26 protein-coding genes are annotated in these 25,772 nt (G+C 70.4%); 12 read left to right on the top strand and 14 right to left on the bottom strand.

Going from position 1 to position 25,772, the window contains the following annotated elements; genetic code table 11:
- Positions 1 to 138: 138 nt before the first annotated feature.
- The 6 genes from OHT77_RS14100 (at position 139) to OHT77_RS14075 (ending at position 5,921) form a co-directional block, all read left to right on the top strand.
- Complete coding sequence (locus tag OHT77_RS14100) at positions 139 to 1,383, top strand: L,D-transpeptidase (protein WP_328828715.1); 1,245 nt, start codon at positions 139 to 141, stop codon at positions 1,381 to 1,383.
- Between the two features lie 80 nt (positions 1,384 to 1,463).
- Positions 1,464 to 2,231 (top strand): enoyl-CoA hydratase/isomerase family protein, encoded by a 768-nt coding sequence (locus OHT77_RS14095; RefSeq protein ID WP_328828714.1) that lies wholly within the window; start codon positions 1,464 to 1,466, stop codon positions 2,229 to 2,231.
- 285 nt (positions 2,232 to 2,516) lie between these two features.
- The gene (locus tag OHT77_RS14090; RefSeq protein ID WP_323185436.1) at positions 2,517 to 3,020 is read left to right on the top strand and encodes an ATP-binding protein; all 504 of its coding nucleotides are present in this window, start codon (positions 2,517 to 2,519) and stop codon (positions 3,018 to 3,020) included.
- Between the two features lie 204 nt (positions 3,021 to 3,224).
- Positions 3,225 to 4,025 carry a polysaccharide deacetylase family protein gene (locus OHT77_RS14085; protein WP_328828712.1) on the top strand — a complete coding sequence of 267 codons (801 nt, stop codon included), beginning with the start codon at positions 3,225 to 3,227 and terminating at the stop codon, positions 4,023 to 4,025.
- Positions 4,025 to 5,212, top strand: a complete 1,188-nt coding sequence (locus tag OHT77_RS14080; protein WP_328828710.1) for a YncE family protein — start codon at positions 4,025 to 4,027, stop codon at positions 5,210 to 5,212. The genes OHT77_RS14085 and OHT77_RS14080 overlap by 1 nt, the downstream gene beginning before the upstream one ends.
- Positions 5,213 to 5,309: 97 nt before the next feature.
- Entirely contained in the window at positions 5,310 to 5,921 is a 612-nt protein-coding gene (locus OHT77_RS14075) for an ADP-ribosyltransferase (RefSeq protein WP_328828709.1), read from the top strand.
- A 3-nt stretch (positions 5,922 to 5,924) separates the two neighbouring features.
- Here OHT77_RS14075 and OHT77_RS14070 read toward each other — a convergent pair whose 3' ends face one another.
- On the bottom strand, positions 5,925 to 6,569 hold the full coding sequence (locus OHT77_RS14070) for a GNAT family N-acetyltransferase (protein WP_328828708.1): 645 nt from the start codon (positions 6,567 to 6,569) through the stop codon (positions 5,925 to 5,927).
- A 57-nt stretch (positions 6,570 to 6,626) separates the two neighbouring features.
- Between OHT77_RS14070 and OHT77_RS14065 the strand changes: the two genes are divergently transcribed.
- Together OHT77_RS14065 and OHT77_RS14060 are read left to right on the top strand one after the other, a co-directional pair.
- Positions 6,627 to 7,544, top strand: coding sequence for a helix-turn-helix domain-containing protein (locus OHT77_RS14065; RefSeq protein ID WP_328828707.1), 918 nt, complete (start codon positions 6,627 to 6,629; stop codon positions 7,542 to 7,544).
- Between the two features lie 48 nt (positions 7,545 to 7,592).
- Positions 7,593 to 7,805 (top strand): EF-hand domain-containing protein, encoded by a 213-nt coding sequence (locus tag OHT77_RS14060; protein ID WP_266772742.1) that lies wholly within the window; start codon positions 7,593 to 7,595, stop codon positions 7,803 to 7,805.
- Between the two features lie 65 nt (positions 7,806 to 7,870).
- Here the strand turns inward: OHT77_RS14060 and OHT77_RS14055 are convergent, their stop codons facing one another.
- Positions 7,871 to 8,659, bottom strand: coding sequence for an ABC transporter ATP-binding protein (locus tag OHT77_RS14055; protein WP_328828706.1), 789 nt, complete (start codon positions 8,657 to 8,659; stop codon positions 7,871 to 7,873).
- Complete coding sequence (locus OHT77_RS14050) at positions 8,656 to 10,260, bottom strand: 2-isopropylmalate synthase (protein ID WP_328828705.1); 1,605 nt, start codon at positions 10,258 to 10,260, stop codon at positions 8,656 to 8,658. Before OHT77_RS14050 ends, OHT77_RS14055 begins: the two co-directional genes overlap by 4 nt.
- A 243-nt stretch (positions 10,261 to 10,503) precedes the next feature.
- Here OHT77_RS14050 and OHT77_RS14045 point away from each other — a divergent pair, with 243 nt between their 5' ends.
- A complete protein-coding gene (locus OHT77_RS14045) occupies positions 10,504 to 11,181 on the top strand; it encodes a FadR/GntR family transcriptional regulator (RefSeq protein WP_328828703.1) in 678 nt (225 codons plus the stop codon).
- Positions 11,182 to 11,314: 133 nt separating this feature from the next.
- Positions 11,315 to 12,016 (top strand): NADPH-dependent F420 reductase, encoded by a 702-nt coding sequence (locus tag OHT77_RS14040; protein ID WP_328828702.1) that lies wholly within the window; start codon positions 11,315 to 11,317, stop codon positions 12,014 to 12,016.
- Positions 12,017 to 12,044: 28 nt separating this feature from the next.
- Here the strand turns inward: OHT77_RS14040 and OHT77_RS14035 are convergent, their stop codons facing one another.
- The 3 genes from OHT77_RS14035 to OHT77_RS14025 form a co-directional block, all read right to left on the bottom strand.
- Positions 12,045 to 12,602 carry a glycoside hydrolase family 25 protein gene (locus OHT77_RS14035; RefSeq protein ID WP_266772751.1) on the bottom strand — a complete coding sequence of 186 codons (558 nt, stop codon included), beginning with the start codon at positions 12,600 to 12,602 and terminating at the stop codon, positions 12,045 to 12,047.
- A gap of 35 nt (positions 12,603 to 12,637) precedes the next feature.
- Positions 12,638 to 13,678, bottom strand: coding sequence for a phosphatidylinositol-specific phospholipase C domain-containing protein (locus tag OHT77_RS14030; RefSeq protein ID WP_328828701.1), 1,041 nt, complete (start codon positions 13,676 to 13,678; stop codon positions 12,638 to 12,640).
- Positions 13,679 to 13,747: 69 nt separating this feature from the next.
- Entirely contained in the window at positions 13,748 to 14,707 is a 960-nt protein-coding gene (locus OHT77_RS14025) for an aminoglycoside phosphotransferase family protein (RefSeq protein WP_328828700.1), read from the bottom strand.
- A gap of 181 nt (positions 14,708 to 14,888) precedes the next feature.
- On the opposite strand from OHT77_RS14025, the gene OHT77_RS14020 reads away from it, so the two are divergent.
- Positions 14,889 to 15,245, top strand: coding sequence for a PRC-barrel domain-containing protein (locus OHT77_RS14020; RefSeq protein ID WP_266772755.1), 357 nt, complete (start codon positions 14,889 to 14,891; stop codon positions 15,243 to 15,245).
- Positions 15,246 to 15,298: 53 nt separating this feature from the next.
- Positions 15,299 to 15,586, top strand: coding sequence for a hypothetical protein (locus tag OHT77_RS14015; RefSeq protein ID WP_266772756.1), 288 nt, complete (start codon positions 15,299 to 15,301; stop codon positions 15,584 to 15,586).
- 22 nt (positions 15,587 to 15,608) lie between these two features.
- Here OHT77_RS14015 and OHT77_RS14010 read toward each other — a convergent pair whose 3' ends face one another.
- From OHT77_RS14010 to OHT77_RS13975, 8 genes are all read right to left on the bottom strand, one after another.
- Positions 15,609 to 16,754, bottom strand: coding sequence for a N(5)-(carboxyethyl)ornithine synthase (locus OHT77_RS14010; protein ID WP_328828698.1), 1,146 nt, complete (start codon positions 16,752 to 16,754; stop codon positions 15,609 to 15,611).
- A gap of 143 nt (positions 16,755 to 16,897) precedes the next feature.
- Positions 16,898 to 17,500: an NADPH-dependent F420 reductase gene (locus tag OHT77_RS14005; protein WP_328828696.1), complete on the bottom strand. Its 603-nt coding sequence runs from the start codon at positions 17,498 to 17,500 to the stop codon at positions 16,898 to 16,900.
- Entirely contained in the window at positions 17,497 to 18,732 is a 1,236-nt protein-coding gene (locus OHT77_RS14000) for a beta-ketoacyl-[acyl-carrier-protein] synthase family protein (RefSeq protein WP_328828695.1), read from the bottom strand. The genes OHT77_RS14005 and OHT77_RS14000 overlap by 4 nt, the downstream gene beginning before the upstream one ends.
- Before the next feature lie 55 nt (positions 18,733 to 18,787).
- A complete protein-coding gene (gene purU, locus OHT77_RS13995) occupies positions 18,788 to 19,714 on the bottom strand; it encodes a formyltetrahydrofolate deformylase (protein WP_328828693.1) in 927 nt (308 codons plus the stop codon).
- Between the two features lies 1 nt (position 19,715).
- Positions 19,716 to 20,996: a beta-ketoacyl-[acyl-carrier-protein] synthase family protein gene (locus tag OHT77_RS13990; protein ID WP_328828691.1), complete on the bottom strand. Its 1,281-nt coding sequence runs from the start codon at positions 20,994 to 20,996 to the stop codon at positions 19,716 to 19,718.
- Positions 20,993 to 21,457 carry an SRPBCC family protein gene (locus tag OHT77_RS13985; protein ID WP_328828690.1) on the bottom strand — a complete coding sequence of 155 codons (465 nt, stop codon included), beginning with the start codon at positions 21,455 to 21,457 and terminating at the stop codon, positions 20,993 to 20,995. The genes OHT77_RS13990 and OHT77_RS13985 overlap by 4 nt, the downstream gene beginning before the upstream one ends.
- Entirely contained in the window at positions 21,444 to 25,397 is a 3,954-nt protein-coding gene (locus OHT77_RS13980; RefSeq protein ID WP_328828688.1) for a non-ribosomal peptide synthetase, read from the bottom strand. Before OHT77_RS13980 ends, OHT77_RS13985 begins: the two co-directional genes overlap by 14 nt.
- Complete coding sequence (locus OHT77_RS13975) at positions 25,394 to 25,738, bottom strand: acyl carrier protein (RefSeq protein WP_328828687.1); 345 nt, start codon at positions 25,736 to 25,738, stop codon at positions 25,394 to 25,396. The genes OHT77_RS13980 and OHT77_RS13975 overlap by 4 nt, the downstream gene beginning before the upstream one ends.
- Positions 25,739 to 25,772 lie beyond the last annotated feature (34 nt).

Genomic DNA, 25,772 nt, shown 5'->3' with positions numbered 1-25,772 from the left:
GCGGCAGTTGAAGTTGCGACCGAATGGTGACATTCGGCTGACATGAAGCTCAAAACCTGGCGGTTAATATGCGCGGACGTGCACGTCAGATGCGCGAAGGGGTGCGGGCCTGACCGGGCCCTGCGAGGGGAGAAAGTCTTGAACGTGCGACCGATATCGGGGGCGTCGGTTGACGCGCGCGGCCGGAGAAACAAGGGGCTGCTGGCGCTGATCCTCGGCGTACTGCTGCTCGCCGTCACCGCGTGCGGAGGCGGCGACTCGAACTCCGGGTCCGGCTCCAGCGACAGCAAGGCCAAGGGGTCGGACACGGCCGAGACCAAGCAGTCGCAGGCGGTCGTCACCATCGCCCCGAAGAACGGCTCGAAGGCGGTCGACACCAGCGGCGCCCTCAAGATCAGTGCCGCGAAGGGCAAGTTGACCCAGGTCGAGGTCAAGGACGCCGACGGCGCGAAGGTCTCCGGCGCCATCACCGGCGGCGGCGCCAGCTGGACGCCGGCCACGCACCTGGCCGCCGCCACCAAGTACACCGTGCACGCGGTCGCCAAGGACTCCGACGGCCGGGTCGCCGCCGAGGACTCCAGCTTCACCACGCTGACCCCGAAGAACACGTTCATCGGCGACTTCACCCCGGAGAACGGCTCCACGGTCGGCGTCGGAATGCCGTTCTCGGTCAACTTCACCCGGGGCATCACACACCCCGACGACGTGAAGAAGGCCATCACCATCACCACCGTGCCGCCCGTCGACGTCGAGGGCCACTGGTTCGGCAACGACCGCCTCGACTTCCGCCCCGAGAACTACTGGAAGTCCGGCACCAAGGTCACCGTCAAGCTGAACCTCGACGGCGTCGAGGGCCGCCCGGGCGTCTACGGCAAGCAGGCCAAGACGATCTCCTTCACCATCGGCCGCAACCAGGTCTCCGTGGTCGACGCCAAGAAGCACACCATGAAGGTCACCCAGGACGGCAAGACCATCAAGTCCATCCCGGTCACCACCGGCAAGCCCGGCTACGACACGTGGAACGGCCAGATGGTCATGAGCGAGAAGCTCGAAGTGACCCGGATGAACGGTGAAACGGTCGGCTACGGCGGCGAGTACGACATCAAGGACGTCCCGCACGCCATCCGCCTCACCAGCTCCGGCACCTTCATCCACGGCAACTACTGGGGCGGCGGCGCCTTCGGCAACTACAACGCCAGCCACGGCTGCGTCGGCCTCCGGGACGTCAAGGGCGGCTACAGCAGCAGCGTGCCGGCCGCGTGGTTCTACAACCACTCGATGATCGGCGACGTGGTCGTCGTCAAGCACTCAGACGACGAGACGGTCGCGCCGGACAACGGGCTCAACGGCTGGAACATGTCGTGGGCCAAGTGGAAGGCGTAGCAGGCTAGTTGACCTCCGGGCCCGGTGCTGTGACACACAGCACCGGGCCCGTTGTCGTTAGCGGCGGTTAACCTTCCGGCATGACCGTGAATCTCGAAGTCGCCGAGGGCGTCGGCACGATCCGCCTCGACCGCCCGCCGATGAACGCGCTGGACGTCGCCACCCAGGACCGCCTCAAGGAACTCGCCGAGGAGGCGACGCGGCGCGAGGACGTCCGGGCCGTGGTCGTGTACGGCGGGGAGAAGGTGTTCGCCGCGGGGGCGGACATCAAGGAGATGCAGCGGATGGACCATGCGGCGATGGTCGTGCGGTCGCGGGCGCTGCAGGATTCGTTCAGTGCGGTGGCTCGTATTCCGAAGCCTGTCGTGGCTGCGATTACGGGCTATGCGTTGGGCGGGGGTTGTGAGTTGGCGTTGTGCGCGGACTTCCGGATCGCGGCGGACAACGCGAAGTTGGGGCAGCCGGAGATTTTGCTCGGGTTGATTCCGGGTGCGGGTGGGACGCAGCGGCTGGCCCGTCTGATCGGCCCCTCGAAGGCGAAGGATCTGATCTTCACGGGTCGGATGGTGAAGGCCGATGAGGCGCTCGCGTTGGGGCTGGTGGACCGGTTGGTCCCCGCCGCCGATGTGTACACCGAGGCGTTCGCGTGGGCGTCTAAGCTCGCGCAGGGGCCGGCGATTGCTTTGCGTGCGGCGAAGGAGTCGATCGATGTCGGGCTCGAGACGGACATCGAGACCGGGCTCGCGGTCGAACGGAACTGGTTCGCCGGGCTGTTCGCGACCGAGGACCGTGAGCGCGGGATGCGGAGCTTCGTCGAAGAGGGTCCCGGGAAGGCGAAGTTCCGCTGAACCGGAGGGTCAAATACCGCTCAACCACTTGCAATTGACGTGATGTCTCATACAGGTCCCTCGGCGAGTCGGTTTATGGGAACCTTAACCCGACCTTAAGCCTGCCTTGTCGAGGGAGCCTGTCGATTGCCTCCAACAGAGCCTTCACCGCAGGTCGGAAGGGTTGTCGCCGACCCTGAAATGACCCTGGCATATGTCGATCGGATGTCGCGGAACGAGGGCTTCCGGGGGGCGTATTCCTCCGGAACCGCCACGGAGGCCGTTCGGGGCGGCCATGATGGACGCATGGCGGGGCTGGAAGGTATCGGACAGCCGCGGGGACAAGGCCGTGCGACCGCGGCGCGCTGGTCGCCTGCGGTCGAGGACGAGCGGGCGCTCAAGGCGATCGAGTTGTTCGGCAATCCCACGGAGGCGGAAGTTCCGTTGCCGTCCCGGCCGGAGTCCGCGGCGGCGGCCCGCCGGCTCACCCAGATTGTGGTTCTGCGGCACTGGGGGCTCAGTCCGAAGCTCACCGAGGACGCGGTCTTACTTGTCTCCGAGCTTGTCGGGAATGCCGTGCGGCATACCGGGGCGCGGGTGTTCGGGCTGCGGATGAAGCGGCGGCGGGGGTGGATTCGGGTCGAGGTTCGGGATCCGTCGCGTGGGTTGCCGTGTCTGATGCCGGTTCAGGAGATGGATCTGAGCGGGCGGGGGTTGTTCCTCGTCGACAAGCTTTCTGATCGGTGGGGTGTGGATTTGTTGCCGCGTGGCAAGACCACCTGGTTCGAGATGCGTGTCTCTGATCGTTGAGTGAGTTGTTGTTGATGCCCGGTCAGGTTGTTTGTCGTCTGCGGGCTCGCTGTGGCTGGTCGCGCAGTTCCCCGCGCCCCTGGGGAGGTGCGCCTGGCCGGGGTTGATTGCTGCGGGCGCTGTCCCTGGCCTTCATTCTTGGCGCGACCCGTGCCGGTCGCCCAAACGGGTTAATGCCCCGGTTTCTTACTCAACGCCCCTTAAATGGGGCGGGTGACCACGACCGACCGCCGTACGGCGTTGCTTGCGGGTGCCGGGCTTGTCGCCGGGGGTGCGCTTGCTGCCGGGTGTGCCACGTCCGGCTCTGCCGCAGCTCCCGCCGCCACCCATGCCTCCGCCGGTGGACCGGCGCCCGCCGCCAGGGCGACGCCGCTCACCGCACCCGCCCCCCGCGCCTTCCCCCAGCAGCCCGCGCAGATCACGCACGGGCCCCGCGACCACCCCCGCATCGCGCTCACCTTCCACGGCCAGGGCGACCCCAAGATCGCCACCGCCCTCCTCGCCGAGGCGGAGAAGCACGGTGCCCATGTCACCGTCCTCGCCGTCGGGACCTGGCTCGACACGCACCCCGAGATGGCCCGCCGCATCCTCGACGGCGGCCACGACCTGGGCAATCACACCCAGCGGCACATCGCCGTCAACACCCTGTCCGAGACCGACGCGCTGGCCGAGATCACCGGCTGCGCCGACCGCCTCAAGCGGCTCACCGGGTCGATCGGCACCTGGTTCAGGCCCTCGCGCGCCCCGGCCGCGTCCCCGCTCGTCCAGCGCCTGGCCCACCGCGTGGGCTACCCGCACGTGCTGTCCTACGACGTCGACTCCCTCGACTTCACCTCGCCCGGCGCCCCCGCCGTCACCCGCAAGGTGCTCGCCGAGGTCCGCAACGGCTCGGTCGTCAGCATGCATTTCGGGTACGCCGACACGGTCGCCGCGCTCCCCGCCGTACTGGAAGAACTCGACCGCCGCGGACTGCGCGCGGTGACGACCACGGAGCTGCTGAGCTGATGCGACACATCCCCCTCACCCGCGCCCTCGTCGCCGGGACCGCCCTCGCCGCGCTGGCCGCCCTCGCCGGCTGCGGTTCGCAGGACCGCGCCGACGAGGCCCTCGGCACCAAGGCCGCCCTCCAGCCGCAGCAGGAGAAGAAGGCGCAGGTCGCGCGGGCGCTGCCCGGAATGCCGCCGGTGCTGAACCCCGCGGACCTGTACGCGGCCGACCGGCCCGACCAACTCTCGCCGGTGGTCCGGGACTTCCCCTCGCGGGTCTACGTCCCCAACACCAACTCCAACTCCGTCTCGGTGATCGACCCGAAGACGTACAAGGTCGTCGAGACCATCCCGGTCGGTGTCCAGCCCCAACACGTCGTTCCCTCCTGGGACTTGAAGACGCTGTGGGTCAACAACGACCGGGGCAACACCCTCACCCCGATCGACCCGCGAACGGGCCGTGCGGGCAAGCCTGTTGACGTGCACGACCCGTACAACCTGTACTTCACGCCCAACGGCAGGTACGCGATCGTGATGGCCTCGCTGGACCGGCAGCTGGTGTTCCGGGACGCGCACACGATGAAGACGGTGAAGGCGGTCCATGTCGGCTGCTACGGCGTCAACCACGCCGACTTCTCCCCGGACGGGCGGTACTTCATCGTCTCCTGCGAGTTCAGCGGTGAGCTGCTGAAGGTCGACACCGAGAAGATGGAGGTCGTCGGGCAGCAGAAACTGCCGTTCCACGGCTCGATGCCGCAGGACGTCAAGATCTCGCCGGACGGCAAGAAGTTCTACATCGCCGACATGATGGCCAACGGCATGTGGGTCCTGAACGGCGACACCTTCGCCAAGCCGGACTTCCTGCCCACCGGCAAGGGCTGCCACGGCCTCTACATCAGCCGGGACTCGCGCGAGATGTACATCTCCAACCGAGGCGAAGGCACCATCTCCATCTTCGACTTCACGAAGAACAAGCTCACCAAGAAGTGGCACCTCCCCAACGGCGGCAGCCCCGACATGGGCGGCGTCTCCGCCGACGGCAAGGTCCTGTGGCTCTCCGGCCGCTACAACTCCGAGGTCTACGCCATCGACACCCGCACCGGCACCCAGCTCGCCCGGATCAAGGTCGGCGGGGGCCCGCACGGCCTCGCGGTGTACCCGCAGCCGGGCCGCTACTCGCTGGGCCACACGGGCATCTTCCGCTGACCGGACCCAAAACCGACTGAAATCCGGTCAGTTGGACACGCCCCCGTACGAGTGATGATCCACAGCCCGCCGCCGCGGAACCGGAATCGTGCCCCGCATGATCACCCTTCACCTGCGGCGGCGGACCGCTGCCGCCGTCCTGTCCTTCGCGGCCGTCCTCGCCACGACCGCCGCGACCGTCCCCGCCCACACCCGCACGCACGCCCCGGCCAGGGCCGCCGCGCCGTCCTGTCCCGTCGTCGCCGACCCGGCGATGGCCGCCGTCGACCAGCGCGTGGACATCGACCGCATCACCCCGGACCCGGTCTGGCGCACGAGCTGCGGCACCCTCTACCGCAGCGACAGCCGGGGCCCCGCGATCGTCTTCGACCAGGGCTTCGCCCCCAAGGACGTCGTGAACGGCCAGTACGACGTCGAGAAGTACGTCCTGGTCAACCAGCCCTCGCCGTACGTCTCGACGACGTACGACCACGACCTGTACAAGACCTGGTACAAGTCGGGCTACAACTACTACATCGACGCCCCGGGCGGTGTGGACGTCAACAAGACCATCGGCGACACCCACAAGTGGGCCGACCAGGTCGAGGTCGCCTTCCCGGGCGGGATCCAGCGGCAGTACATCATCGGTGTCTGCCCGGTCGACAAGAAGACCAAGGTCGAGATCATGAGCGACTGCGAGAGCAACCCGAACTACCGCCCGTGGCACTGACGTTCAGCGGCTCTGTCGGGCGCTGAGCAGTACCGCCTCCGAACCCACCGGACGGTAGCCCGCCGCCAGGAACGCCCGTAGGGAGCGGGCGTTCCCCGGCGCGACCTGCGCCCACAGCGGCTCGGCGGTGAGATGGCGGGCCGCCACGACCAGGGCCCGCCCCAGTCCCCGGTGTCGTACGTCCTCGTCGATCTCGACGGAGACCTCCAGCCGGCCGCCGACCCCGCGGCCCAGCACCACCACTCCGCCCTCCGTCGTCCACGCGCGCACGTCGTCGCGGCGGCGGCGGGCGTACACGATCCGCGGATGGTCGCCGTCCGTGATCTCCCGCAGGGGGAGCGGGGGTTCGCCCGGCAGCGGGGTGCCGACGAGCATCGCGTCGATCGTCTCCGCCGTGCGGCCCGTACGGTCGAGCAGGGCCGTCAGGAAGTACGGGTTCATCGGCGCCGCGAGCGCGTCGCACGGGACGGCGGCCAAGGCGTCGTGGACCCACCGCGGATCCTCGTCGGTGAAGACGACGGCGTGCGCGGTGAAGGCGAGGACTCCCGCGTCCCGGTCGGACAGCTGCGGTACGACGGTCACGCGGCCGTCCGTCGGAGGGAGGTCGTCCCGGGCCACCGCGTCGAGAATGTCCCGCAGAGTCTCCATCACCGTGCTCCTCGCGCCGCTTGAGTCTCCACCCACTGGAAGGCCCACACTCACGACATGATCGACGACGGCACCGGACTTCTCACCATCGGGGAACTGGCCAGATCCACCGGACTGACCGTGCGCACCATCCGCTACTGGTCCGACGAGGGCGTCCTCACCCCGGTGACCCGCTCCGCGGGCGGCTACCGGCTCTACGACGCCGAGTCCGCCGCCCGGCTCGAACTGATCCGCACCCTGCGGGAGTTGGGCCTCGGCCTGGACGACGTCCGCAAGGTGCTGGCCGGTGAGACGACCATCGCGGAGGTGGCCGCCGCGCATGTGATGGCACTGGACGCGCAGATCCGTGCACTGAGGGTGACCCGGGCGGTGCTGTCGACCGTCGCGAGACGCGGTTCGACCGCGGAGGAGATGACGTTCATGAACAAGCTGGCACGGCTGTCGGCGGCCGAACGCAGGCGGATCATGGAGGAGTTCGTGGAGGAGCTGTTCCACGGCCTCGACACGGTGGATCCGTGCATCAAGGAGCGGATGCGGACCCTGGCGGTGGACCTGCCGGACGATCCGACGCCCGAACAGGTCGACGCCTGGGTGGAGTTGGCGGAGATGGTGCAGGACCCCGAGTTCCGGGCGCAGATGCGCAAGGCCGTCGAGTTCAACGCCTCGGACCAGGACCGCGCCGCCGTCCGGGGGCGGTCCACCTGGTTCCCCATGCGGCTGGTGCAGCTGGGCGCGGAGGCCAGGGAGCGGGGGGTCGACCCCGCGTCGCCGGAGGCCGAGGGGATCCTGCGGGAGGTGCTCGGCGAGGGCGGCGACCCGGCCGTCGTACTCGAAAGGATGGTGTCCGCGTCCAACGACCGGCTCGCCCGCTACCGGGAGTTGCTCGCCACGGTGAAGGGCGGCGGGCCCGCGGCGGCGCACCGGGAGGAGTTCGCGTGGGTGGTCGCCGCACTGCGCGCTCGCCTGGCCGGTTAATCTGACCTCCGTCAACAGGCAGTAAAGCGTTACGAAGGGGCGGATCCGGTGGCGGACATCGAGGAAGCACGTAAGCAGTTCGAGCGGATCGACACGGACGGTGACGGCTTCATCACCGCGGCCGAGTTCAAGACCGCCCTGGCTCAGGGAGGCGACTGGAACGTCACCGAGACGGTCGCCGAGGCCATCATCAAGAGCCGGGACCTCAACGGGGACAAGGTCCTGTCGTTCGACGAGTTCTGGGCCCACCTGAACAAGTGACCCGGGAGTGATCCTCGCCCGAGCGGAAGGGGCGCCCGTCCGGTGTCGGACGGGCGCCCCTTCCGTCAGGTCCTGCGCCTGATCCGTACGCTCCAGCGGCCCTCGTGCCGGTCCAGGACCAGGGGCAGGTCGAAGCACTTGCCTACCTGGTCGCCGGTGAGGACCTCGGCCGCCGGGCCCTGCGCGAGCGGGCGGCCGTCGCGCAGGAGCAGGGCGTGGGTGGTGCCGACGGGCAGTTCCTCCAGGTGGTGGGTGACCAGCACCGTGGCGAGGTCCGGATGCTCCCGGCGCAGCGAGTCCAGCGCGTCCAACAGCCGCTCCCGGCCCGGCAGATCGAGGCCGGTGGCCGGTTCGTCCAGCAGCAGGAGCCGGGGCTCGGGCATCAGCGCGCGGGCGATCAGGGTCCGGCCGCGCTGCCCCTGGGAGAGCGTGGGCCAGCGGGCGTCGCTCAGTTCCGTCAGCCCCATCGTGTCGATGAGCCGCGCCGCCCGTGCTTCCTGGTCGGGCGTGGGACGCCAACGGGGGAGTGGGGCAACGGAGTTGGTCAGCCCGGTCAGGACCACGTCCCGGACCCGCAGCGGTTCGGCGAGCGGATGGCGCGGGTTGACGTGACCGACGTACGACCTCAACTCCCTTACGTCGACCCGGCCGAGGCGCCGGCCGAGCACCTCCACCGTGCCGCCGGTCGGGTGGACCTGGGCGCCGAGCAGGCTCAACAGGGTCGATTTCCCGGCCCCGTTGGCGCCGAGGAGCGCCCAGTGCTCGCCGGTGCGGACGGTGAGGGAGACCTCCGCGAGGATGGGGCGGCCGTCCCGTACGACCCGCACGTCCTCGGCGCGCAGCACCTCGCTCATCGGGCCACCCGGTGCACGGCGGAGAGCACGGCCCGCGCGGAGGCCGCCGGGCCCTCGGCGGCGCCCCACACCGTGACGCCGTCGACCCGGCACTCGGCGTAGGCGGCCGTCTCGTCCTCGGTCAGCTCCAGCACCTCCACCGCGCGGCCGGTCGCGGCGAGCGCCTCGATCAGGGCGGCCGTGTCCAGGCTCGCCGACTCGGCCTGTCCGGGCGGGCCTTCGAGCAGGTACGTCTCGCGGAACAGTTCGTACAGCTCCTTCGGTGTCGCCTCCCGGCCGCTCGTGTCCGTCGCCTCCTGGACGACGCGCGAGAAGTCGGGGCGCAGCCGCGGGGGCAGGTCGAGGCCGTGGTGGGTGCGCAGGAGGTACGCCATTCCGCCCTTGCCCGACTGGGAGTTGACGCGGATCACCGCCTCGTAGGAACGGCCCACGTCGGCCGGGTCGATCGGCAGATAGGGGACGGACCAGGGCAGGCGGCCCTCGGGCACCCCCGACTCGGCCGCCATGCGCGCGTGTCGGGCGAGTCCCTTGCTGATCGCGTCCTGGTGGGTGCCCGAGAACGCGGTGTGGACGAGGTCGCCCGCGTACGGGTGGCGGGGGTGCACCGGCAGCCGGTTGCAGTGCTCGACGGTGTCCCGGACCGTGTCGATGTCGCCGAAGTCGACCATGGGGTCGACGCCCTGGGCGTACAGGTTCAGTGCGAGGGTCACCAGGTCGACGTTCCCGGTGCGTTCGCCGTTGCCGAACAGGCAGCCCTCGACGCGCTGGGCGCCGGCCAGGACGGCGAGTTCGGCGCAGGCGACGCCGGTGCCGCGGTCGTTGTGCGGGTGGACGGAGAGGATCACCGCGTCGCGCCGGGCGAGGTTGCGGTGCATGTACTCGATCTGGTCGGCGTAGACGTTCGGCGTCGCGATCTCGACGGTGGCCGGGAGGTTGTGCGTGACCGGGCGGTCCGGGCTCGCGTCCCAGAACTCCGTGAGCCCGTCGCACAGTTCGAGGACGAAGTCGGGCTCGGTGAGGTTGAAGGTCTCGGGGGAGAACTGGAAGCGGATGCCGGGCGCGTCCCCGGCCCGGCGCGCCATGTGCTCGGCCGCCGCGCGCACGGTCGCCCACACCTCGCCCCGGTCCCGGCCCAGTACGACGTCACGCCACACCGGCGAGGTCGCGATGTACAGGTGGACCACGGCGCGGGGCAGTCCCTCGACCGCGTCGAAGGTGCGGTCGATCAGCTCCAGCCTGGCCGGGGTGAACACGACCGGTGTGACGTCGTCCGGCACGGCACCGGAGGTCACCAGATGCCGTACGAAGTCGAAGTCGGTGCGGCTGGCGGAGGGGTAGCCGACCTCGATCTCCTTGAAACCGGTCGCCACCAGCAGGTCGAACAGCCGGCGCTTGCGCGGGGTGTCCATCGGCTCGGCGAGCGCCTGGTTGCCGTCGCGCAGGTCCACGGGGACCCAGAGCGGGGCGCGGTTGATACGGGCGGCGGGCCAACTACGATCCTCGGCAGGGACGTCGACGCGCTCATGGAAGGGGCGATAGCGGTGGTACGGCATCGGGCTCGGGCGCTGGGGGTTCCAGCGGAAGGGGGTTGCGATGGTCATCGTCTGCTGACTGCTCTCGGCTCGGTCGGACGGTGACCGGCAGCACGGCGACCCGCGGCGGGGTGCCGGTCGCGTCAGGCCCCGCCGCGGCAGCCGAGAAGAAGGAGACCGCGAAGCGTCATGCCGGTAGGCTAGCGACACCTCAGGTCCTCAGACAAGTGAGAATTTCCTGAGACCGATGAGTACCCCTGAGTTCTGATGACGTTCCGATGAGCCCGATGATCCCGAGTTGGTGAGCTGCCCGTGCCGCTAGGTCCCGTCCGTCCCAGTCCCCTCGTCGAGCAGGCCGCCGCCCGGCTGCGCGCGCAGATCACCGCCGGTGAGTGGCCGGTCGGCACCAAGCTGCCCGGCGAGACCACGCTCGCCACCGAGCTGGGCGTGGGGCGCTCGACGGTCCGCGAGGCGCTGCGGGCGCTCGCCGGGGCGGGACTGGTCCGGCCGCGGCAGGGCGCCGGGGTCTTCGTCGTCGCCACCGAGGTCGCGGAGGACTGGCCGACCCGGCTGCGCAGGGCCGCGGTGACCGACGTCTACGAGGTGCGGATGGGCGTCGAGGTCCAGGCGGCCCGGCTCGCGGCGAGCCGTCGTACACCCGAGGACGTGACGGCGCTGGAGCGCGCGCTGGAGGCGCGGCGGGTGGCGTCCGGGGCGGACGACATCGCGTTCGTCGACGCCGACATCGCGTTCCACGCGGCCGTGGTCGCCGCCGCCCACAACCCCGTACTCGCCGATCTTTTCGGCCAGTTCACGCCCGTGCTGCGCGAGGGTCTGGTGGAGCTGCTGGCGCTGACGGAGCTGCGCGCGCACGATCCGAACACCGGGGACGACGCGCACGAGGCGCTGGTGCGGGCGGTCGCGGAGGGGGACGCGGAGACGGCGGCGGAGGTGCTGCGGGCGGAGCTGGGGGACCCGTTCGGGGAGTAGGGGGCGCGGCGTGGAGTCACTCGTACGGCGGAGGGTCCGGAATAGGTGACGGACGGTGGGGGTTGAGCCCGCAGGCGCATGCGTGTGCATGGAACGAGCGCGGAACAGGCATGGATCGCGCGTGCGTCGGATCATGGTTCCGGATCATGGATTTCCGATCGGCGAAGGGTCTGTCATGAAGATCGGCATCATCGGCGCGGGCAACATCGGCGGCAACCTCACCCGGCGGCTCACCGCCATCGGGCACGAGGTCTCCGTCGCCAACTCGCGCGGCCCGCAGACACTCAGCGCGCTGGCCGAGGAGACGGGGGCGACTCCCGTACCGGTCGAGGAGGCGGCGCGCGGGGCCGAAGTGGTCGTCGTCACCGTGCCGTTGAAGGCGGTGCCGAACCTGCCCAAGGGCTTCCTGGACGGCGCGGCGGAGAACGTCGCGGTCATCGACACCGGGAACTACTACCCCGGCCGGGACGGCCGGATCGACGCCATCCTCGACGACGGCCTCACCGAGAGCCGCTGGACGGCGCAGCAGATCGGCCACACCGTCATCAAGGCCTTCAACGGCACCTTCGCCCAGGACATCGTGGACCGCCCCCGCCCGGCCGGCGACCCCGACCGCCTGGCCCTCCCGGTGGCCGGCGACGACGAGGCCGCGAAGCGCGTGGTGAGGGCCCTGATCGACGACCTCGGTTTCGACACGGTCGACTCCGGCGGCCTCGACGACTCCTGGCGCCAGCAGCCGGGGACGCCGGTGTACGGCCTGCGTGAGGGCGTGGACGGGATCGTGAAGGGGCTGGCGGAGGCTTCGCCGGAGCGGACGGGCGACTTCAAGGGCTGAGGGGGTTCCCCTGCGGCCTACGCGACCATCAGGCGTCCTTGGCCCACTTCTGCAGGGCCGCCTTGGTCGTGAAGTCGGCGACGTCCTTGTCGTGCGGGTCCGAGGTGTACTGGTGGAACTTCCAGTCCGCCTTGATCCGGGGCTTGCCCGCCGTGACGTAGTCGGCGATCCAGAGACCGTCGCCCGCGTAGGACGTCGTGTCGATGTTCAGCCAGAAATTGCGGTTGGTGTAGAGGATGACCCGGTTGTTCGGGCGCAGGGACTTCACCTTGCGGATGAAGCTGTCCTTCTCCGCGTTCGTGGCGTGGGTCCCGTCGCCCGTGGTCTCCCAGTCGACGGCCAGCAAGTCCCCTGCTTTCTCAGGGGCCTTGCTGACGAAGTACTCCGCCTGGGCCGTGATGCTCCCGGGCCACAGGAAGTGGTAGAAGCCGACGACCAGTCCCGCGTCACGGCCCGTCTTCGTCTGGGCGGTGAGTCTGGGGTTGACGTACGTGTGCCCCTCCGTCGCCTTGATGAAGACGAAGGAGGAGCCGTCCGTGTCGTACGCCGTGGACTGGAACGCGCTTACGTCGATGCCATGCAACATGGGGGACTTGTGCCCCGTCCCCGGCATCCGGAACCTCAGCTTCTGGTGGCCGCCGAGGACAGCACCGACGCCGATTTCGCCGACCAGTCCGAGGTGATCACGCTCGCGTGGTCCCCCGCGAGAAGGGCCAGTCTGGCGGCAACTTCCGCGTCCGTCGGGGCGGTTGAGGAGATCGCCGGCGCCACCGCGTACGCGTCCGTCATGATCAGGATGTAGTGGTTCGTGGAGTAGAACGACGTGTCGTAGCCGTTGTTGACGTACGTCGCCGCGTCACCGTCGAAGAACACGAACCACGGCCGGACCGAGGTGTCCGAGGTCCAACGGGTCGCCCTGGGATCGCCGTTGGCCGCGCCGAGCACCGCCGGGAAGGCCTGGGCCTGGGAGATCGTGCCGGCCGCGTACAGGTCCCGCAGATGGTCGCCGTACTCCTGGTCGGTCCAGTAGTGGTCGAAGGGGTTGGCCTGTTCGACCGTGCCGGGAATCAGTTCGAAGATGAACTTGCCCTTGAGGGCGTCCCGCGAGGGCCACGCGTCGGCCTGGGCCGCGGCGTCGAGCGTGGAGTACGAGGAGCCCAGCAGGTCGGACGGCTTGTAGACGCTGTTGCCGAGCTTCTGCGAGACGAGGGTGTCGAAGGCGGTCGGGCCGAGACCGGCGGTCTGGTTGAAGCCGACCTTCATCTCCACCTTGATGATGACGGGCGCGTGGTCCGGGTGCAGGGTGTTCCAGGCGGCCATGTTGTCCAGGCAGCTGCCGAGGTCCTGGTTGCGGTCCTTGCTGTACAGGTCGGCCGGGGTGCTCGCCTTCTCGCAGTTGTTGTCGTTGGCGAACAGGTCGCTGTGGCTGACCCGCCACCGCTTGCTCAGACTGTCGACGTAGACGTCCAGTTCGAGCAGCGAGGCCCCCGAGTCCAACGCCTGCGCCCAGTACGTGTACTTGTCCTTCTCGTACGCGTTGTGCGTCCCGATCGTCGTCGTCGCGGAGAACTTCGCCGCCGCCGCATGGGCGTTCCCCGCGGCCCCCGTCACCAGCAGAGCCGTGGCGCCGAGCAGCGCCGCCAGCCGTCTTATCGCCTTCATGGGTGTCAAGTCCCCTTCGCCGTGGCCTGGTTGGCGCTTTGTTGGCGGCAGCAGCGTAGGGCGAAGGGGTTACTGCTCGGTAGAGGCTGGGGGAACAACACCTTCCGCCGATCCGGTAAAGGTTGTCCCTGGGGAGCACCTCGGCGTGACCCCGGTGTGCTCGGCGATGATCTCGGTGAGCTGGCGGGCGCTCTGGCGGGCGACTCGGGGCTCCGTGGCCGCGACCCGGGTGTAGGCGGCGACGCCGGTGGCCAGGGCCCAGCCCGTGCCGCGTGTCCAGGTGGCGTCGTCCACGCCGAGGGCGGTGCGGAAGAGGGGGCGGGTCGTGGCCGACAGCAGGGTGTAGGCGATGACCAGGTCGCAGGCGGGGTCGCCCATGCCGAGGCCGCCGAAGTCGATGACGGCGGAGATGTGGCCGTCGGTGGTGAGGAGGTTGCCGGTGTGGAAGTCCCCGTGGCACCACACCGGTTGGCGGTCCCAGGGCGGGGCCGCGAGCGCGGTCTCCCAGATCTCCGTCAGGGTCGCGGTGTCGAACACCCCGTCCAGCGCCTTGATCGCTGCCCGGGTCGCGCCGTCGCGGGCGGCCAACGGGGCGCGGGTCAACTCGGGGTGGGGGCCCGGACGTAGGGAGTCGGCGGCCGGGGCTGCCTGCAACGACCTTAGGAATGAGGCGAGTTGACGGGTCGTCCGGTCCGGGGTGCTGGTGAGGGTGTCGGTCGTCGCCGGGGTTCCGGGCAGCCAGCGGGTGACGGACCAGTGCCATGGGTAGTCCGGGGCCGGGGTGCCGAGGGCCAGGGGTTCCGGGACGGTGAGGGGGAGGTGCGGGGCGAGGAGCGGGAGCCAGGTGTGTTCCTTGGCGGCCTCGCCGTCCGCCCAGGCGCTGCGGGGGAGCCGTACGGACATGGTGTCGCCGAGCCGGTGGATGACGTGGTCGGAACCGGCCGGTTCGAGGAGTTCCAGGGGCAGCCCGGACCACTGGGGGAACTGGGCGGTGAGCAGGGCGCGGACGAGCGTGGGGGTGATGGTCATCTCTCCCTTTCGTGGTTCCCTGTCCGTACCCCCCTTTCCGGCTCGCCGATCTTGCGCACGGGGATCACTCGATGGCGTAGGACCCGGTGGGGCGGGAACTCGTGCAGGTGTGCGGCGGGATCGACCGGTTGCGGCGGGTGCGGCCCGCCACCGGTGGACGGGCCGCCGGAAGGAGAAGGTCATGATTCACTCAGCCGATGTCCGCGAATGGCGTGAACGAGACGTCGTGGACCCGGAGTCGCACAAGATCGGCGTGCTCGAGGCCGTGTATGTGGACACCGCCACCGACGAACCGGCCATGGCCACGGTGCGGGTCGGACTGCCCACACGGCACCGGTTGATCTTCGTCCCGCTCGACGACGCGATCGTAGGACCGGACTACGTCAAGGTCGGCTACGCCAAGGCGCTGGCGAAGGAAGCCCCTTCGATCGGCACCGACGACGTGCTGCCCGCCGAGCAGGAGGAAGCGATCTTCAAGCACTACGGCCTCACCTACCGGCCGGGTGCCAACGGCGAGCGGCAACTGGCCCGCCGTTGACGGTTCCGGACGCCGGGAGGTTTCAACTCGGCGTTCGGGGCCACCCGTTGAACATGTCCAGACGCTACGGCGGAAGCCCCGCGGGGACGGTCATCTCCGTCATCGCGGATATCGCGGCACTGATCCTGATCCTGTGGATCGTTCTCTATTTGTTCGACGCCAACACCGCGAACAACTCGGTCGACTGGGTCCACAACGCGGCCGACTGGCTCTCGGGCTGGTCGCACAACCTGTTCACCATCCACTCGGCGGACTGGCGCACCGTGGTCAACTACGGCCTGCCCGCCCTCGTCTATCTGTTCATCGGCCACGCGGTGGCCACCGGGGTCAACCGGAACTGACCGGCGGCCACCGGGTCCGTCCCTAGGCCTCCGGGCCGTGGGGGTAGGCGGCCGCACGGTGCTGGAAGGAGAGGATCTTCGGGTTCTGGACGACTCCGTCCCGGATCTCGATGGCCTTCCGCACCGTGACGTCGTCGTCCCACGCGGCGGGGCCGCTCATGACCTTGCGCAGGTAGGGCAGGAGCGCCTCGCTGATCTCCCAGGTGGCCGAGTTCCACAGATGGGACGGGCTGTGGTCGACGGCGTAGTAGTGGCAGCCCGGTCCCACGGTGGACATCGGGTCACCGAAGCCGCTCGGCCGGGCCCAGCTGAAGCCCATGCCCTCGTCGCAGGCCACGTCGATGAAGAAGGTCCCCGGCTGGAACAGGCCGAGCTCCTCGTCGTTGACGAACATCAGCGGCGCGTCCGTGTCCTGGAGGACACAGTTGACGACGATGTCGAACCCGGCGAGGTACTGCGCGAGCGGTACGGGTCCGAGGCCGGTGACGGCCTCCAGGCGCGTCGGGTCGTCCTCCTGCTCCTGGAAGTGACCCATCACGACCGACGGCATCGGCGAGGCCACGGCCGCCGCCGCACGCTGCGTGAGCACCGTGACGTCGGAGACGCCCATCGCGCCGAGCCCCGTGACCGCGCCGCGGGCGGTGGCGCCGAAACTTATGACGACCGCGCGCAGCCGACGGCCGTAGCTGCCGGTCAGCCCGCCGAGCTGCAGTGCGTGCAGCACCGAGCAGTAGCCGGCCAGCTCGTTGTTCTTGTGGAAGACGTGGACGCTGAAGGCGCCCGTGGAGGTCCAGTGGTTCATGGCCTCCCAGGCGATCAGGGTCAGCCGGCGGTCGATGGCCAGCTGCGTCGTCTTCTCGTCCTGCACACAGTGCGGCCAGCCCCACAGCACCTGGCCCTCGCGCAGTTCCGCGAGGTCGGCGTGCATGGGCTTGGGCAGCAGCATGACGTCGCACTCGGCGACCAGCCGCTCACGCGAGCGGAGGCCGGCGACGAGGGGACGCAACGCGTCGTCGCCGATGCCGAACCGCTCGCCGTACCCCTCTTCGAGGAAGATCCGCTCCCGTAGGTCCGGGTCGATCCGCTCGAGGTGGCGGGGGTGCAGCGGCAGACGGAACTCGTTCTCCTTGCGGGAGGAGTGGAGTACTCCGAGACTCATCAGACTCATGTGGGGAGGCTCATTTCCGGCCGGGCACGAAACGCTCCGGCGTTGCCGTTCCCCGAGGGCGACGCCGAAACGGCTGACGGCGTGCGAGGTGCGCTCGGTAAGGCCCACGGTACTCCAGTCCCCGAAGGGCCGGATTCCATCGGTCAGGCCGCCAGCACCCCCGCCGAACCCACCCCCCGCAGCGCCATCCGCTCCACCCGGCGGGCCTGGTCCAGGCCGCCGGCGTCGGTGTACGTGTAGGGGGTCGGTGCGCACAGGGACAGGAAGGTGCGTTTCGCCTCCGGGGCGTCGGAGATGACGTGGATGGTGGGGACGGACGGGTCGGGGCCGCCGGTGAACGTCTCCCACCAGACGTTCTTGAAGGCGCCGACCAGCAGCGCCCCGGGGAACGCGGCGGCCAGGTCGGTGCTGCCGCCCGTCGCCCAGGGGCCCACGAAGTCGACGTGGCCGCCGGTGAACGGGTTGGTGATGTCCACCAGGATCTTTCCGCGCAGCCCGGCGCGCCAGGGGCGGAGCTGCTGCACCGCTCCCTGCACGCCGAGCACGGCGGGGATCACGACGGACGACGTCGCTACGACCTCCTCGTAGCCGCCGGTGACCACTCCCGGCGGTGCCGCGGCCCGGCCGGTGGCCGGGGTGCCCAGGCGTACCTCGTGCCCGGCGCGGGCGAACATCGTCGCGAGTGCCACGGCGATGCCGCCCGTGCCCAGGACGCCGATCGTCGGCCGCTCCGCCTCCCCGCTCATGGCGTCCGCTTCAGGACCAGGCTGACGTTGTGCCCGCCGAAGCCGAAGGAGTTGGCGAGCGCCGCATCCCAACTACCCTGCCGATTGCTGCCGTTGACCACGTCGAGGTGGATCTGCGGGTCGAGGGTGTCGAGGTTGCGGGTGGCCGGGACCACCCCGTGACGGAGCGAGAGCAGGGCCGACATCGCCCCGAACGCGCCCGACGCGCCCAGCATGTGGCCCGTCATCGACTTGGTCGCCGTCACCACCGGATGCTCGCCCAGCGCCTTCGCCACCGCGTCGGCCTCCGCGAGGTCGCCGCCCGGTGTCGAGGTGGCGTGGGCGTGCACATGGCCGATGTCGGACGGCGCCAACTCGGCGTCCCGCAGGGCCCCTTGGATCGCGAGGACCTGTCCCTCGGTGTCGGACGCCGAGATGTGCCGGGCACTGGAGGTGACCGCCGCGCCGGCCACCGCGCCGTAGACGCGGGCACCCCGGGCGCGGGCGAACTCGGCGCGTTCCAGGACCAGTACGGCCGCGCCCTCGGCGATCACGAACCCGGAGCGGTCCGCGTCGAACGGCCGGGACACGGCCGCCGGGTCGCCCTCCTGCCGGGACAGCGCCTTCATCTGCCCGAACGCGGCGACCATCAGCGGATGCAGGCTCGCCTCGGTGCCCCCGGCCACCACGACGTCCGCGCGGCCGAGCCGGATCAGGTCCAGGGCGACGGCGATGGACTCGGCGCCCGAGGCACACGCGCTGACCGGGGCGCGGGCGCCCGCCCGGGCGCCGAGGTCGATGCTGACCCAGGCCGCAGGCCCGTTCGGCATCAGCATCGGGACGGCGTACGAGGACAACTTCCGCATGCCGGACCGCTCGTAGACCTCGTTCTGGCCGAGGGTGCTCAGGACGCCGCCGATGCCGGTGCCGACGACCACGGCAAGCCGCTCGGGTTCGACCGGGGGGCTGCCCGCGTCCTGGAAGGCCTCGCGGGCCGCCGCCACGGCGAGTTGCTCACCGCGGTCCAGTTTGCGGGCGTGCACCCGGCCGAGGACGTCGGCCGGGTCGGCGGCCACGGAGCCCGCGATGCTCACCGGTAACTCCTCGGGCCAGGAGCCCTGTTCGTCATGCAGGGTACGCACGCCGGAGCGTCCGTCGAGCAACCCCTGCCACGACTCCGGTGCCGTCCCGCCGAGCGGGGTCATGGCGCCCAGCCCGGTCACGAGCACGTCCGCGTCCCTGAGTCGGGTCATCGCCGTGCCCTCCTTTCCGTTCCTGTCGCTGTTCCTCGCGCTGTGCGTCGGGTGGTCACGCGAAGACGATCGTGTGGTTGCCGTGCCGGATCACACGGTCCTCGGCGTGCCACTGAACTGCCCTGCTGAGAACGGCCCGTTCGACGTCCGCGCCACGTCGTTGCAGCTCGGCGGCGGTGTCGGCGTGGCTGACCCGGACCACGTCCTGCTCGATGATCGGGCCCTCGTCGAGGTTCTCCGTGACGTAGTGGGCGGTCGCGCCGACGAGTTTCACCCCGCGTTCCTTCGCCTTGGCGTACGGGCCCGCGCCGACGAAGGCGGGCAGGAACGAGTGGTGGATGTTGATGATCGGCACGCCCGCCCGCTCGATGAACTCCGCCGACAGGATCTGCATGTAGCGCGCGAGCACGATGAAGTCGACGTTGCCCCGCAGCAGCTGCAACTGGGCTTCCTCCGCGGCCGACTTGTCCGCCCCGGCGGACGGGACGTGGAAGAACGGGATGCCGAACGACCGGACCTCCTCCGCCGTGTCGGGATGGTTGGAGATCACCATCGCGACGGAGACGGGGAGTTGACCGCGCCGGTGCCGCCACAGCAGGTCCAGCAGACAGTGGTCGGACTTCGACGCGAAGACCGCCACCCGCTTCGGCACCGACAGGTCCCGCAGGGTGAACTCCAACTCGAAGTCCCCGGCGAGCCGTTGGCGCAGTCCCTCCTCGATCGCGGGCAGCGCCGCCCCGAGGTGGTCCAGGCCGAACACGGTCCGCTGGAAGAACGCGCCGCCCTGCGGATTGTCCGAGTACTGGTCCAGGGAGACGATGTTCGCGCCGTGCTCCCCGAGCACGGCGCCGACGGCCGCGACGATCCCCGGCCGGTCCTTGCCCCGCACGGTCAGCGAGGCGTGCCGGTGCCCGCCGCGGACGGCCGGCGCGGGGACGGTCGCAGGACGGACCGTTCTGTCCGCCGCCAGAGTTGACGGCATGTCACTTCACCTTCTCGGCGCGGAAGGTGAGGGCCACGTTGTGGCCGCCGAAGCCGGCCGAGTTCTTCACCGCGACGATCTGCTCGGGGCCCAGCTTGAGCGGGCTGCCGTGCACGACGTCGACGGAGAGTCCCTCGTCGAGGCGGGTGAAGTTCCGGGTCGGCGGGACCAGGCCGTGGTGGAGCGCGAGGATGGTGGTGATCGACTCGATCGCGCCGGCCGCGCCGAGGCTGTGCCCGGTCATCGACTTGTTCGCGGAGAGCGCCGGGCCCTGGGTGGCGTCGCCCTCCGCGTCGCCGAACACCGACATCACCGCGCGCGCCTCGGCCGCGTCACCGGGGGCGGTCGCCGTGCCGTTGGCGTTGAAGTGCGCGACGTCCGCGGGGGTGACGCCCGCGTCGGCCAGCGAGGCGCGGACGGCCGCCGCGGTGCCGGTGCCGTTCGGCTCCGGCTGCACCACGTGGTAGGCGTCGGAGGTGATCCCGACCCCCGCCAGCTCGGCGTAGATCCGGGCACCGCGCTCGCGTGCGTGCCGCTCCGACTCGAGTACGAGGATGCCGGCGCCCTCGCCGAGGACCATGCCGTCGCGGTCCGCGTCGTAGGGGCGGCAGGCGGACGCGGGGTCGTCGAAGCGCTGCGAGAGCGCCCGCATGGCCGCGAACGAGGACAGCACCATGGGGTGCAGGGGGGCCTCCGCGCCGCCCGCCACGACGATGTCCGCGTCACCGCGCCGGATCAACTCCGCCGCCGTGACCAGGGCTTGGGTGCCGGAGGAGCAGGCGTTGACGGTGGCGTGCACGCCGAGGCGCGCGTTCACCAGCAGGGCCACGGCCGCCGCCGAGCCGTTGCCCATCGACATCGGGACGGTCATGGGCGGCACGCGCCGCCAGCCCCGGGTCCTGAGGGTCTCCCAGCCGTCGATGATCGAGGTCATGTCGCCGAGGGCGGCCGAGACGGCCACGGCCACCCGGCGCGGGGCGGTGGAACCGTCGTCGAGACCGGCGTCCGCCCACGCCTCCGCCGCCGCCACGACCGCGAACTGCGCGGAACGGCTGAGGCGTCGGCGCTGCTGGTGCTCAAGTCCCGTACCGGGCTCGGACTTCGCGCGACCGCCGAGCAGCGGCGGCAGGTCCTTGGCCCAGGACTCCTCGTCCAGCAGCCCGAGTCCGCTCTCGCCGCGCAGCATCGCGTCCCAGGTGTCGGCGACGTTCCCGCCGAGCGGGGTGGTCTCGCCGAGGCCGGTGACGACGACCCTGTGGTTCTCTTCCTGACGGTTCTTCATCGGTTCCGCACTCCCTGTCCGAGCTGTGCCGCGAGCTTTCCGGAGTCCTTCTTGACCGAGTTGACGAGTACCTTGCGCAGCAGGGACTTCGGCATGATCCCGAAGTAGTCCCCGGGGTCCACCTCGAACGTCCAGTGGACGGTGGTGGTGCCGTCCTCGCGCCGCACGTACTCGTAGGTGCCGACGTAGCCGAACGGCCCCTCGACGGTGTGGAACTTCGAGCGCCGGCCGGGCTCGAACTCGCTGATCTCGACGGTGAACTGCATCCGCTTGCCGATCAGCTGGAAGGTGATCTCGTACCGGCCGCCGGGGCGCGGCTCGCCGTTCAGCAGCGTCACGTCGACGCAGGCCGCCTGCCACACCGGGTCCTGGGCCGGGTCGGAGATCAGGGCGAACGCCTCGTCGGGCGGCACCGGGAGGTGGAACGCGTACTCGGCCGTGACCTGCTCAGTTTTCGTCATCGTCGGTGGGACCTTCCATGTGGGGAGCGATCGCGCGGGCCGCCAGCTCCGCGTACGGCGGGTACATCACCGAGTTGTGGTCACCGGAGACGTCGATGACCTGCAACTCGCCCTTGATCAGGGCCTCCCAGCCGAGCTTCGGCCCGTAGTCGGCCTCCTCGTCGGCCGCGCGCAGCAGCACCAGGTCGAGTTCGGCGGGCTCGGGGAGGTAGGTCTGCAGGGCGATGCCGTTGGCGAGGTACGCCTCGAAGTAGCGCAGGATCTGCGCGCGGTCCGCGTCCTCGGCCAACACCCCGATGGCGGCGGCCTCGTGGAGGATGTGGTCGAACGCGGCGTCACCGCCGAGCGCCCGCAGCTCGTCCGCCGGGATGTCCAGGGTCTTCCCGGCCGGTACGGCGAGGTCGCGGGCGAACCAGGACAGGATCGTCGAGTCGTCCGCGGACTCCGGGATGTTCTCCTCGACCGGCGCCCGGCTGTCGATGCCGATGATGAACTCGATGTCCTCGCCCTCGGCGCGCAGTTGACCGGCCACCTCGTAGGCGATGACCCCGCCGAAGCACCAACCGCCCAGCGCGTACGGGCCGTTGGGCTGCACCTCCCTGAGGAGGTCGATGTAGCGGGTGGCCATGGCCTCGACGCTGATCTCGGCCTCGCCCTCGTTCTGGATACCGGGCGCCTCGATCGCCAGCACCGGCCTGCCGGGTGGCAGATGGCGGGTCAGCTCGACGTAGCAGAAGACGGTGCCGCCGAAGGGGTGGAACAGGAACACCGGGCGCTGCTCAGGCTGGCCCTCGCGCAGCGTGACCAGCGGGCCGCGCGCGGTCTCCTGGCCGCCGGACCGGACGATCGCGGCGAGTTCGGCGACGGTGCCCTGCCGGCCGAGCATGACCGAGATCGGGATCTCCACGTCCCACTCGGCGCTGATCGCCGAGCTGAGCCGGACGGCGAGCAGCGAGTGGCCGCCCACGTCGAAGAAGTGGTCGTGGACGCCGACCTGGGACACGCCCAGGATCTCCGTCCACATCCGGGCGAGGGTGATCTCGGTGGCGTCACGCGGCTTCTCGAACCCCGCGTCCGAGGAGACCACCGGCTCCGGCAGCCGGTTGCGGTCGATCTTCTTGTTCGCCGTCAGCGGCAGCTCGTCCAGCACCATCACGATGCCCGGCACCATGTACGGCGGCAGGGACACCCCGGCCGCCGACCGGACCTCGGACGGCTTCAACTCGGCGCCGTTCTCCGCGAGCAGATAGGCGACAAGCCTGTCGTCACGGACCACGACGACGGCCGTGGAGACACCCTCGACCGCTTCGAGAACCGTCTCGACCTCGGAGAGCTCGATGCGGTAGCCGCGCAGCTTGACCTGGTTGTCCAGCCGCCCGTGGTGCAGCAGCCGCCCCTCGCTGGTCCAGCGCGCCCGGTCGCCGGTGCGGTACAGCCGCCGGTCCGGCGCGGCCGGCAGCCCGGTCACGAACCGCTCCTCCGTCAGCTCCGGCCGGTCCCAGTACCCGACGGCCAGACCCTCGCCGCCGATCCACAGCTCGCCCGGGAAGCTGGGCTCGACGCCGCGCCCCTGCGGATCGAGGACGTACAGCTGTGTGTTGTCGAGGGGGACACCGATGTCGATGCCCGACGCGGGGTCCACCAGACCGGCCGTGGACCAGATCGTCGTCTCGGTCGGCCCGTACACATTGCGCAGGCTCGCCACCCGGGAGGACAGGAACTCGGCCAGATCCAGGGGGAGTTCCTCACCGCCGCAGAGCACGTTGAGCTGCGGTGCGCCCGTCCAGCCGGCGTCGCGGAGCATGCGCCACGAGGTGGGCGTCGCCTGCATCCAGGTGGCACCGGACTCCTCGATGCGCACCGCGAGCGCGGCACCGTCGGCGGCCGTACCGCTGTCGCACACGACGACCCGGCCGCCCGCCACCAGGGGCAGATACAGCTCGAGTCCCGCGATGTCGAAGGAGATCGTGGTGACCGCGAGCAGACTGTCCGCCGCGCCGAACCCGGTGGTCTCCCGCATCGACAGCAGCAGATTCGTCAGCGCGCTGTGCGGGATCGCCACGCCCTTGGGGCGGCCGGTGGAGCCCGAGGTGTAGAGGATGTACGCCAGGTCGGCGGGGCCGGTGGCCGGGGCGGGCGCGACCGGGGCATCGGCCGGGAGGTCGTCCAGGTCCAGCACCGGAAGGTCCGGCAGCCAGCTCTCCCGCAGGGCGCCCTGGCTCAGCAGCAGCCGGGCCCGGGAGTCCTCCGCCATGTAAGTCAGGCGCTCCGACGGCAACTTGGGGTCGAGCGGGACATACGCGGCCCCGGACTCCAGCACCCCCAGCAGCGCGGCCAGCAGCGGCGCGCCGCGCTCCACCATCACCGCGACCCGGTCACCCGGGGTGATCCCGGCCGCCCGCAGCGCCGCCGCCGTCCGCTCCACGGCGGTGAGCAGCCGGCCGTAGCTCCACTCCTCGCCGTCCGCGACCAGCGCGACCGCGTCGGGCGCACTCCGCACCCGCTCACGGAACAGCTGCGGCAACTGACCTGCGGGCAGCGCGCGTTCGGGTCCCGCACCCCACTCGGCGAGCAGCCCCCGCTGCCGTTCGTCGCCGCGCGCCAGCTGGTGCAGCGGCTCGTCCGGGCGGTCCACCAGGGTCTCCACCGTGGTGACGAACGTGGCCGCCAACTCCCGTGCCGTACCGGCCCCGAAGATGTCGGTGTTGTAGCGCAGCACCCCCGCGAAGGCGCCGTCGCGCTCCGCGCCCATCTCGACCCAGAGATCGGTCTGGCCCTCCTGCTGCGGCAGCGGATACGGCCGCAGGGTCGCGCCCGCGATGCCCAACTCGGCACCGGGGCCCGGCTCCAGGAGGAAGAACGCGTCCATGTCGTTCAGGAACGGCAGCCGGTCCCAGGCGAACCCGGCCTGGTACAGCGGCGTCCGGCTCGGGTCGCGCGGCGGCGCCAACTCCCGTACCAGCCACGGGAACGGCAGCTCCTGCGCCCGCATCGCCTCCGACACCCGCTCGCGCGAGGACGCGAGCAGCTGACGGTACGTCACCTCCTCGTCCACCTCGCCGCGTACGACCACGGTGTTCACGAAGTTGCCGAGCGCGTCCCGGAACTGGCGGTGCAGCCGCCCCGACGTCGGGGTGCCGACCAGGATCTCCTGCTGGCCGCTCAACCGGCTCAGCAGCACGAAGTACGCGGACAGCAGCACCGAGTACGGCGTCGACGAGGTCTCCCGCGCCAGCCGCCGTACCGCCTCAGTCGCGGTGACGGACAGCGCGAACGGCGCCGAACCGCCGTCGTAGGACGGCACGGGCGGGCGCGGCCGGTCGCCGTACAGGTCGAGCGCGGGCGGTACGTCCGCCAGCCGCTTGGCCTCGCTGTCGAGCAGCGCCCGCGCGTTCTCGCCGCTCAGGAAGGCCTGTTGGCGCTCGGCGTACGCGGCGAAGGCACCGCCGTCGAGCGTGAACCGGTTCGGTGTGCCCTCCAGGCGGCTGCGCACCTCGGAGAGCAGCAGGGCAAGCGACCAGAAGTCGGCCGCGATGTGGTGCATCACGACGGTGAACACCCAGGTCTGCTCGCCGGTGCGGTACAAGTGCACGCGCCACAGCGGGGGTCGGGACAGGTCGAAGGGGCTGCGGCTGTCCGTGCGGACCAGCTCGCGCAGTGCCTCGGGAGCCGTCTCCCGTGCGTCGGTGTGCCGGATGTCGAGCGGCACGTCGTCCCGCACGAACTGCTCGGGACCCTCGGGGCCGGCACGGAAGCCGATCCGCAGAGCGTCGTGCTCGCGGCTCAGGTCGGCGAGTATCTCCCTTACCTGCAAGCCTAGTTGGGGATCGGCGGTGACCTCGGCGCCGAACACGATGTGGTAGGCGGAGCACCCCGGATCGGTCTCGTGGATGAACCAGAGGCCGGTCTGCTGGGCGTTGACGGAGTTCGCAGTGGTCATCGCAGACCGTCCGCTGCGGCGGTGGCGGCGACGGGCTCGGCGTTCATCAGCTTCCACAGCGCCTCGGCCAGGGTGTCGACCGTGGGGTGGTCCCAGAGCAGGTCGACCGGCGGGTCGGCGAGACCGCAGACGTCCTCGATCTCCATGCCCACGGAGAGCGCGGCCATGGAGTCCAGGCCGTAGTCGGTGAAGGGCCGGTCGGTCGCCAACTCGGCCGGGGCGACGCCGGCTTCGGCGGCCACCGCGTGGACCAGGACCTTCTTCACGTCGTCGAGAGTCATGCGGGTGCTGCCCTTCGTGTCGGTCGTGCCCGGGGTGGTGGTCGTGTCGGTCGTACTCATCGCAGGTCGATACCTTCCGGCCGGTATGTGGTGC

Origin of the sequence: Streptomyces sp. NBC_00252 (assembly GCF_036187565.1) — a bacterium.
In the GTDB taxonomy this organism is placed as follows: Bacteria; Actinomycetota; Actinomycetes; order Streptomycetales; family Streptomycetaceae; genus Streptomyces.
The sequence above is the reverse complement of the archived record's forward strand: the minus strand, read 5'-3'. Positions and strand labels throughout refer to the sequence as shown.

Coding starts and splice junctions, on each gene's coding strand:
- OHT77_RS14095 (WP_328828714.1), top strand. CDS start 1,464: ATGACCGTGAATCTCGAAGTCGCCGAGGGCGTCGGCACGATCCGCCTC.
- OHT77_RS14090 (WP_323185436.1), top strand. CDS start 2,517: ATGGCGGGGCTGGAAGGTATCGGACAGCCGCGGGGACAAGGCCGTGCG.
- OHT77_RS14085 (WP_328828712.1), top strand. CDS start 3,225: ATGGGGCGGGTGACCACGACCGACCGCCGTACGGCGTTGCTTGCGGGT.
- OHT77_RS14080 (WP_328828710.1), top strand. CDS start 4,025: ATGCGACACATCCCCCTCACCCGCGCCCTCGTCGCCGGGACCGCCCTC.
- OHT77_RS14075 (WP_328828709.1), top strand. CDS start 5,310: ATGATCACCCTTCACCTGCGGCGGCGGACCGCTGCCGCCGTCCTGTCC.
- OHT77_RS14070 (WP_328828708.1), bottom strand. CDS start 6,569: ATGGAGACTCTGCGGGACATTCTCGACGCGGTGGCCCGGGACGACCTC.
- OHT77_RS14065 (WP_328828707.1), top strand. CDS start 6,627: ATGATCGACGACGGCACCGGACTTCTCACCATCGGGGAACTGGCCAGA.
- OHT77_RS14055 (WP_328828706.1), bottom strand. CDS start 8,659: ATGAGCGAGGTGCTGCGCGCCGAGGACGTGCGGGTCGTACGGGACGGC.
- OHT77_RS14050 (WP_328828705.1), bottom strand. CDS start 10,260: ATGACCATCGCAACCCCCTTCCGCTGGAACCCCCAGCGCCCGAGCCCG.
- OHT77_RS14040 (WP_328828702.1), top strand. CDS start 11,315: ATGGTTCCGGATCATGGATTTCCGATCGGCGAAGGGTCTGTCATGAAG.
- OHT77_RS14035 (WP_266772751.1), bottom strand. CDS start 12,602: ATGTTGCATGGCATCGACGTAAGCGCGTTCCAGTCCACGGCGTACGAC.
- OHT77_RS14030 (WP_328828701.1), bottom strand. CDS start 13,678: ATGAAGGCGATAAGACGGCTGGCGGCGCTGCTCGGCGCCACGGCTCTG.
- OHT77_RS14025 (WP_328828700.1), bottom strand. CDS start 14,707: ATGACCATCACCCCCACGCTCGTCCGCGCCCTGCTCACCGCCCAGTTC.
- OHT77_RS14020 (WP_266772755.1), top strand. CDS start 14,889: ATGATTCACTCAGCCGATGTCCGCGAATGGCGTGAACGAGACGTCGTG.
- OHT77_RS14015 (WP_266772756.1), top strand. CDS start 15,299: ATGTCCAGACGCTACGGCGGAAGCCCCGCGGGGACGGTCATCTCCGTC.
- OHT77_RS14010 (WP_328828698.1), bottom strand. CDS start 16,754: ATGAGTCTGATGAGTCTCGGAGTACTCCACTCCTCCCGCAAGGAGAAC.
- OHT77_RS14005 (WP_328828696.1), bottom strand. CDS start 17,500: ATGAGCGGGGAGGCGGAGCGGCCGACGATCGGCGTCCTGGGCACGGGC.
- OHT77_RS14000 (WP_328828695.1), bottom strand. CDS start 18,732: ATGACCCGACTCAGGGACGCGGACGTGCTCGTGACCGGGCTGGGCGCC.
- purU (WP_328828693.1), bottom strand. CDS start 19,714: ATGCCGTCAACTCTGGCGGCGGACAGAACGGTCCGTCCTGCGACCGTC.
- OHT77_RS13990 (WP_328828691.1), bottom strand. CDS start 20,996: ATGAAGAACCGTCAGGAAGAGAACCACAGGGTCGTCGTCACCGGCCTC.
- OHT77_RS13985 (WP_328828690.1), bottom strand. CDS start 21,457: ATGACGAAAACTGAGCAGGTCACGGCCGAGTACGCGTTCCACCTCCCG.
- OHT77_RS13980 (WP_328828688.1), bottom strand. CDS start 25,397: ATGACCACTGCGAACTCCGTCAACGCCCAGCAGACCGGCCTCTGGTTC.
- OHT77_RS13975 (WP_328828687.1), bottom strand. CDS start 25,738: ATGAGTACGACCGACACGACCACCACCCCGGGCACGACCGACACGAAG.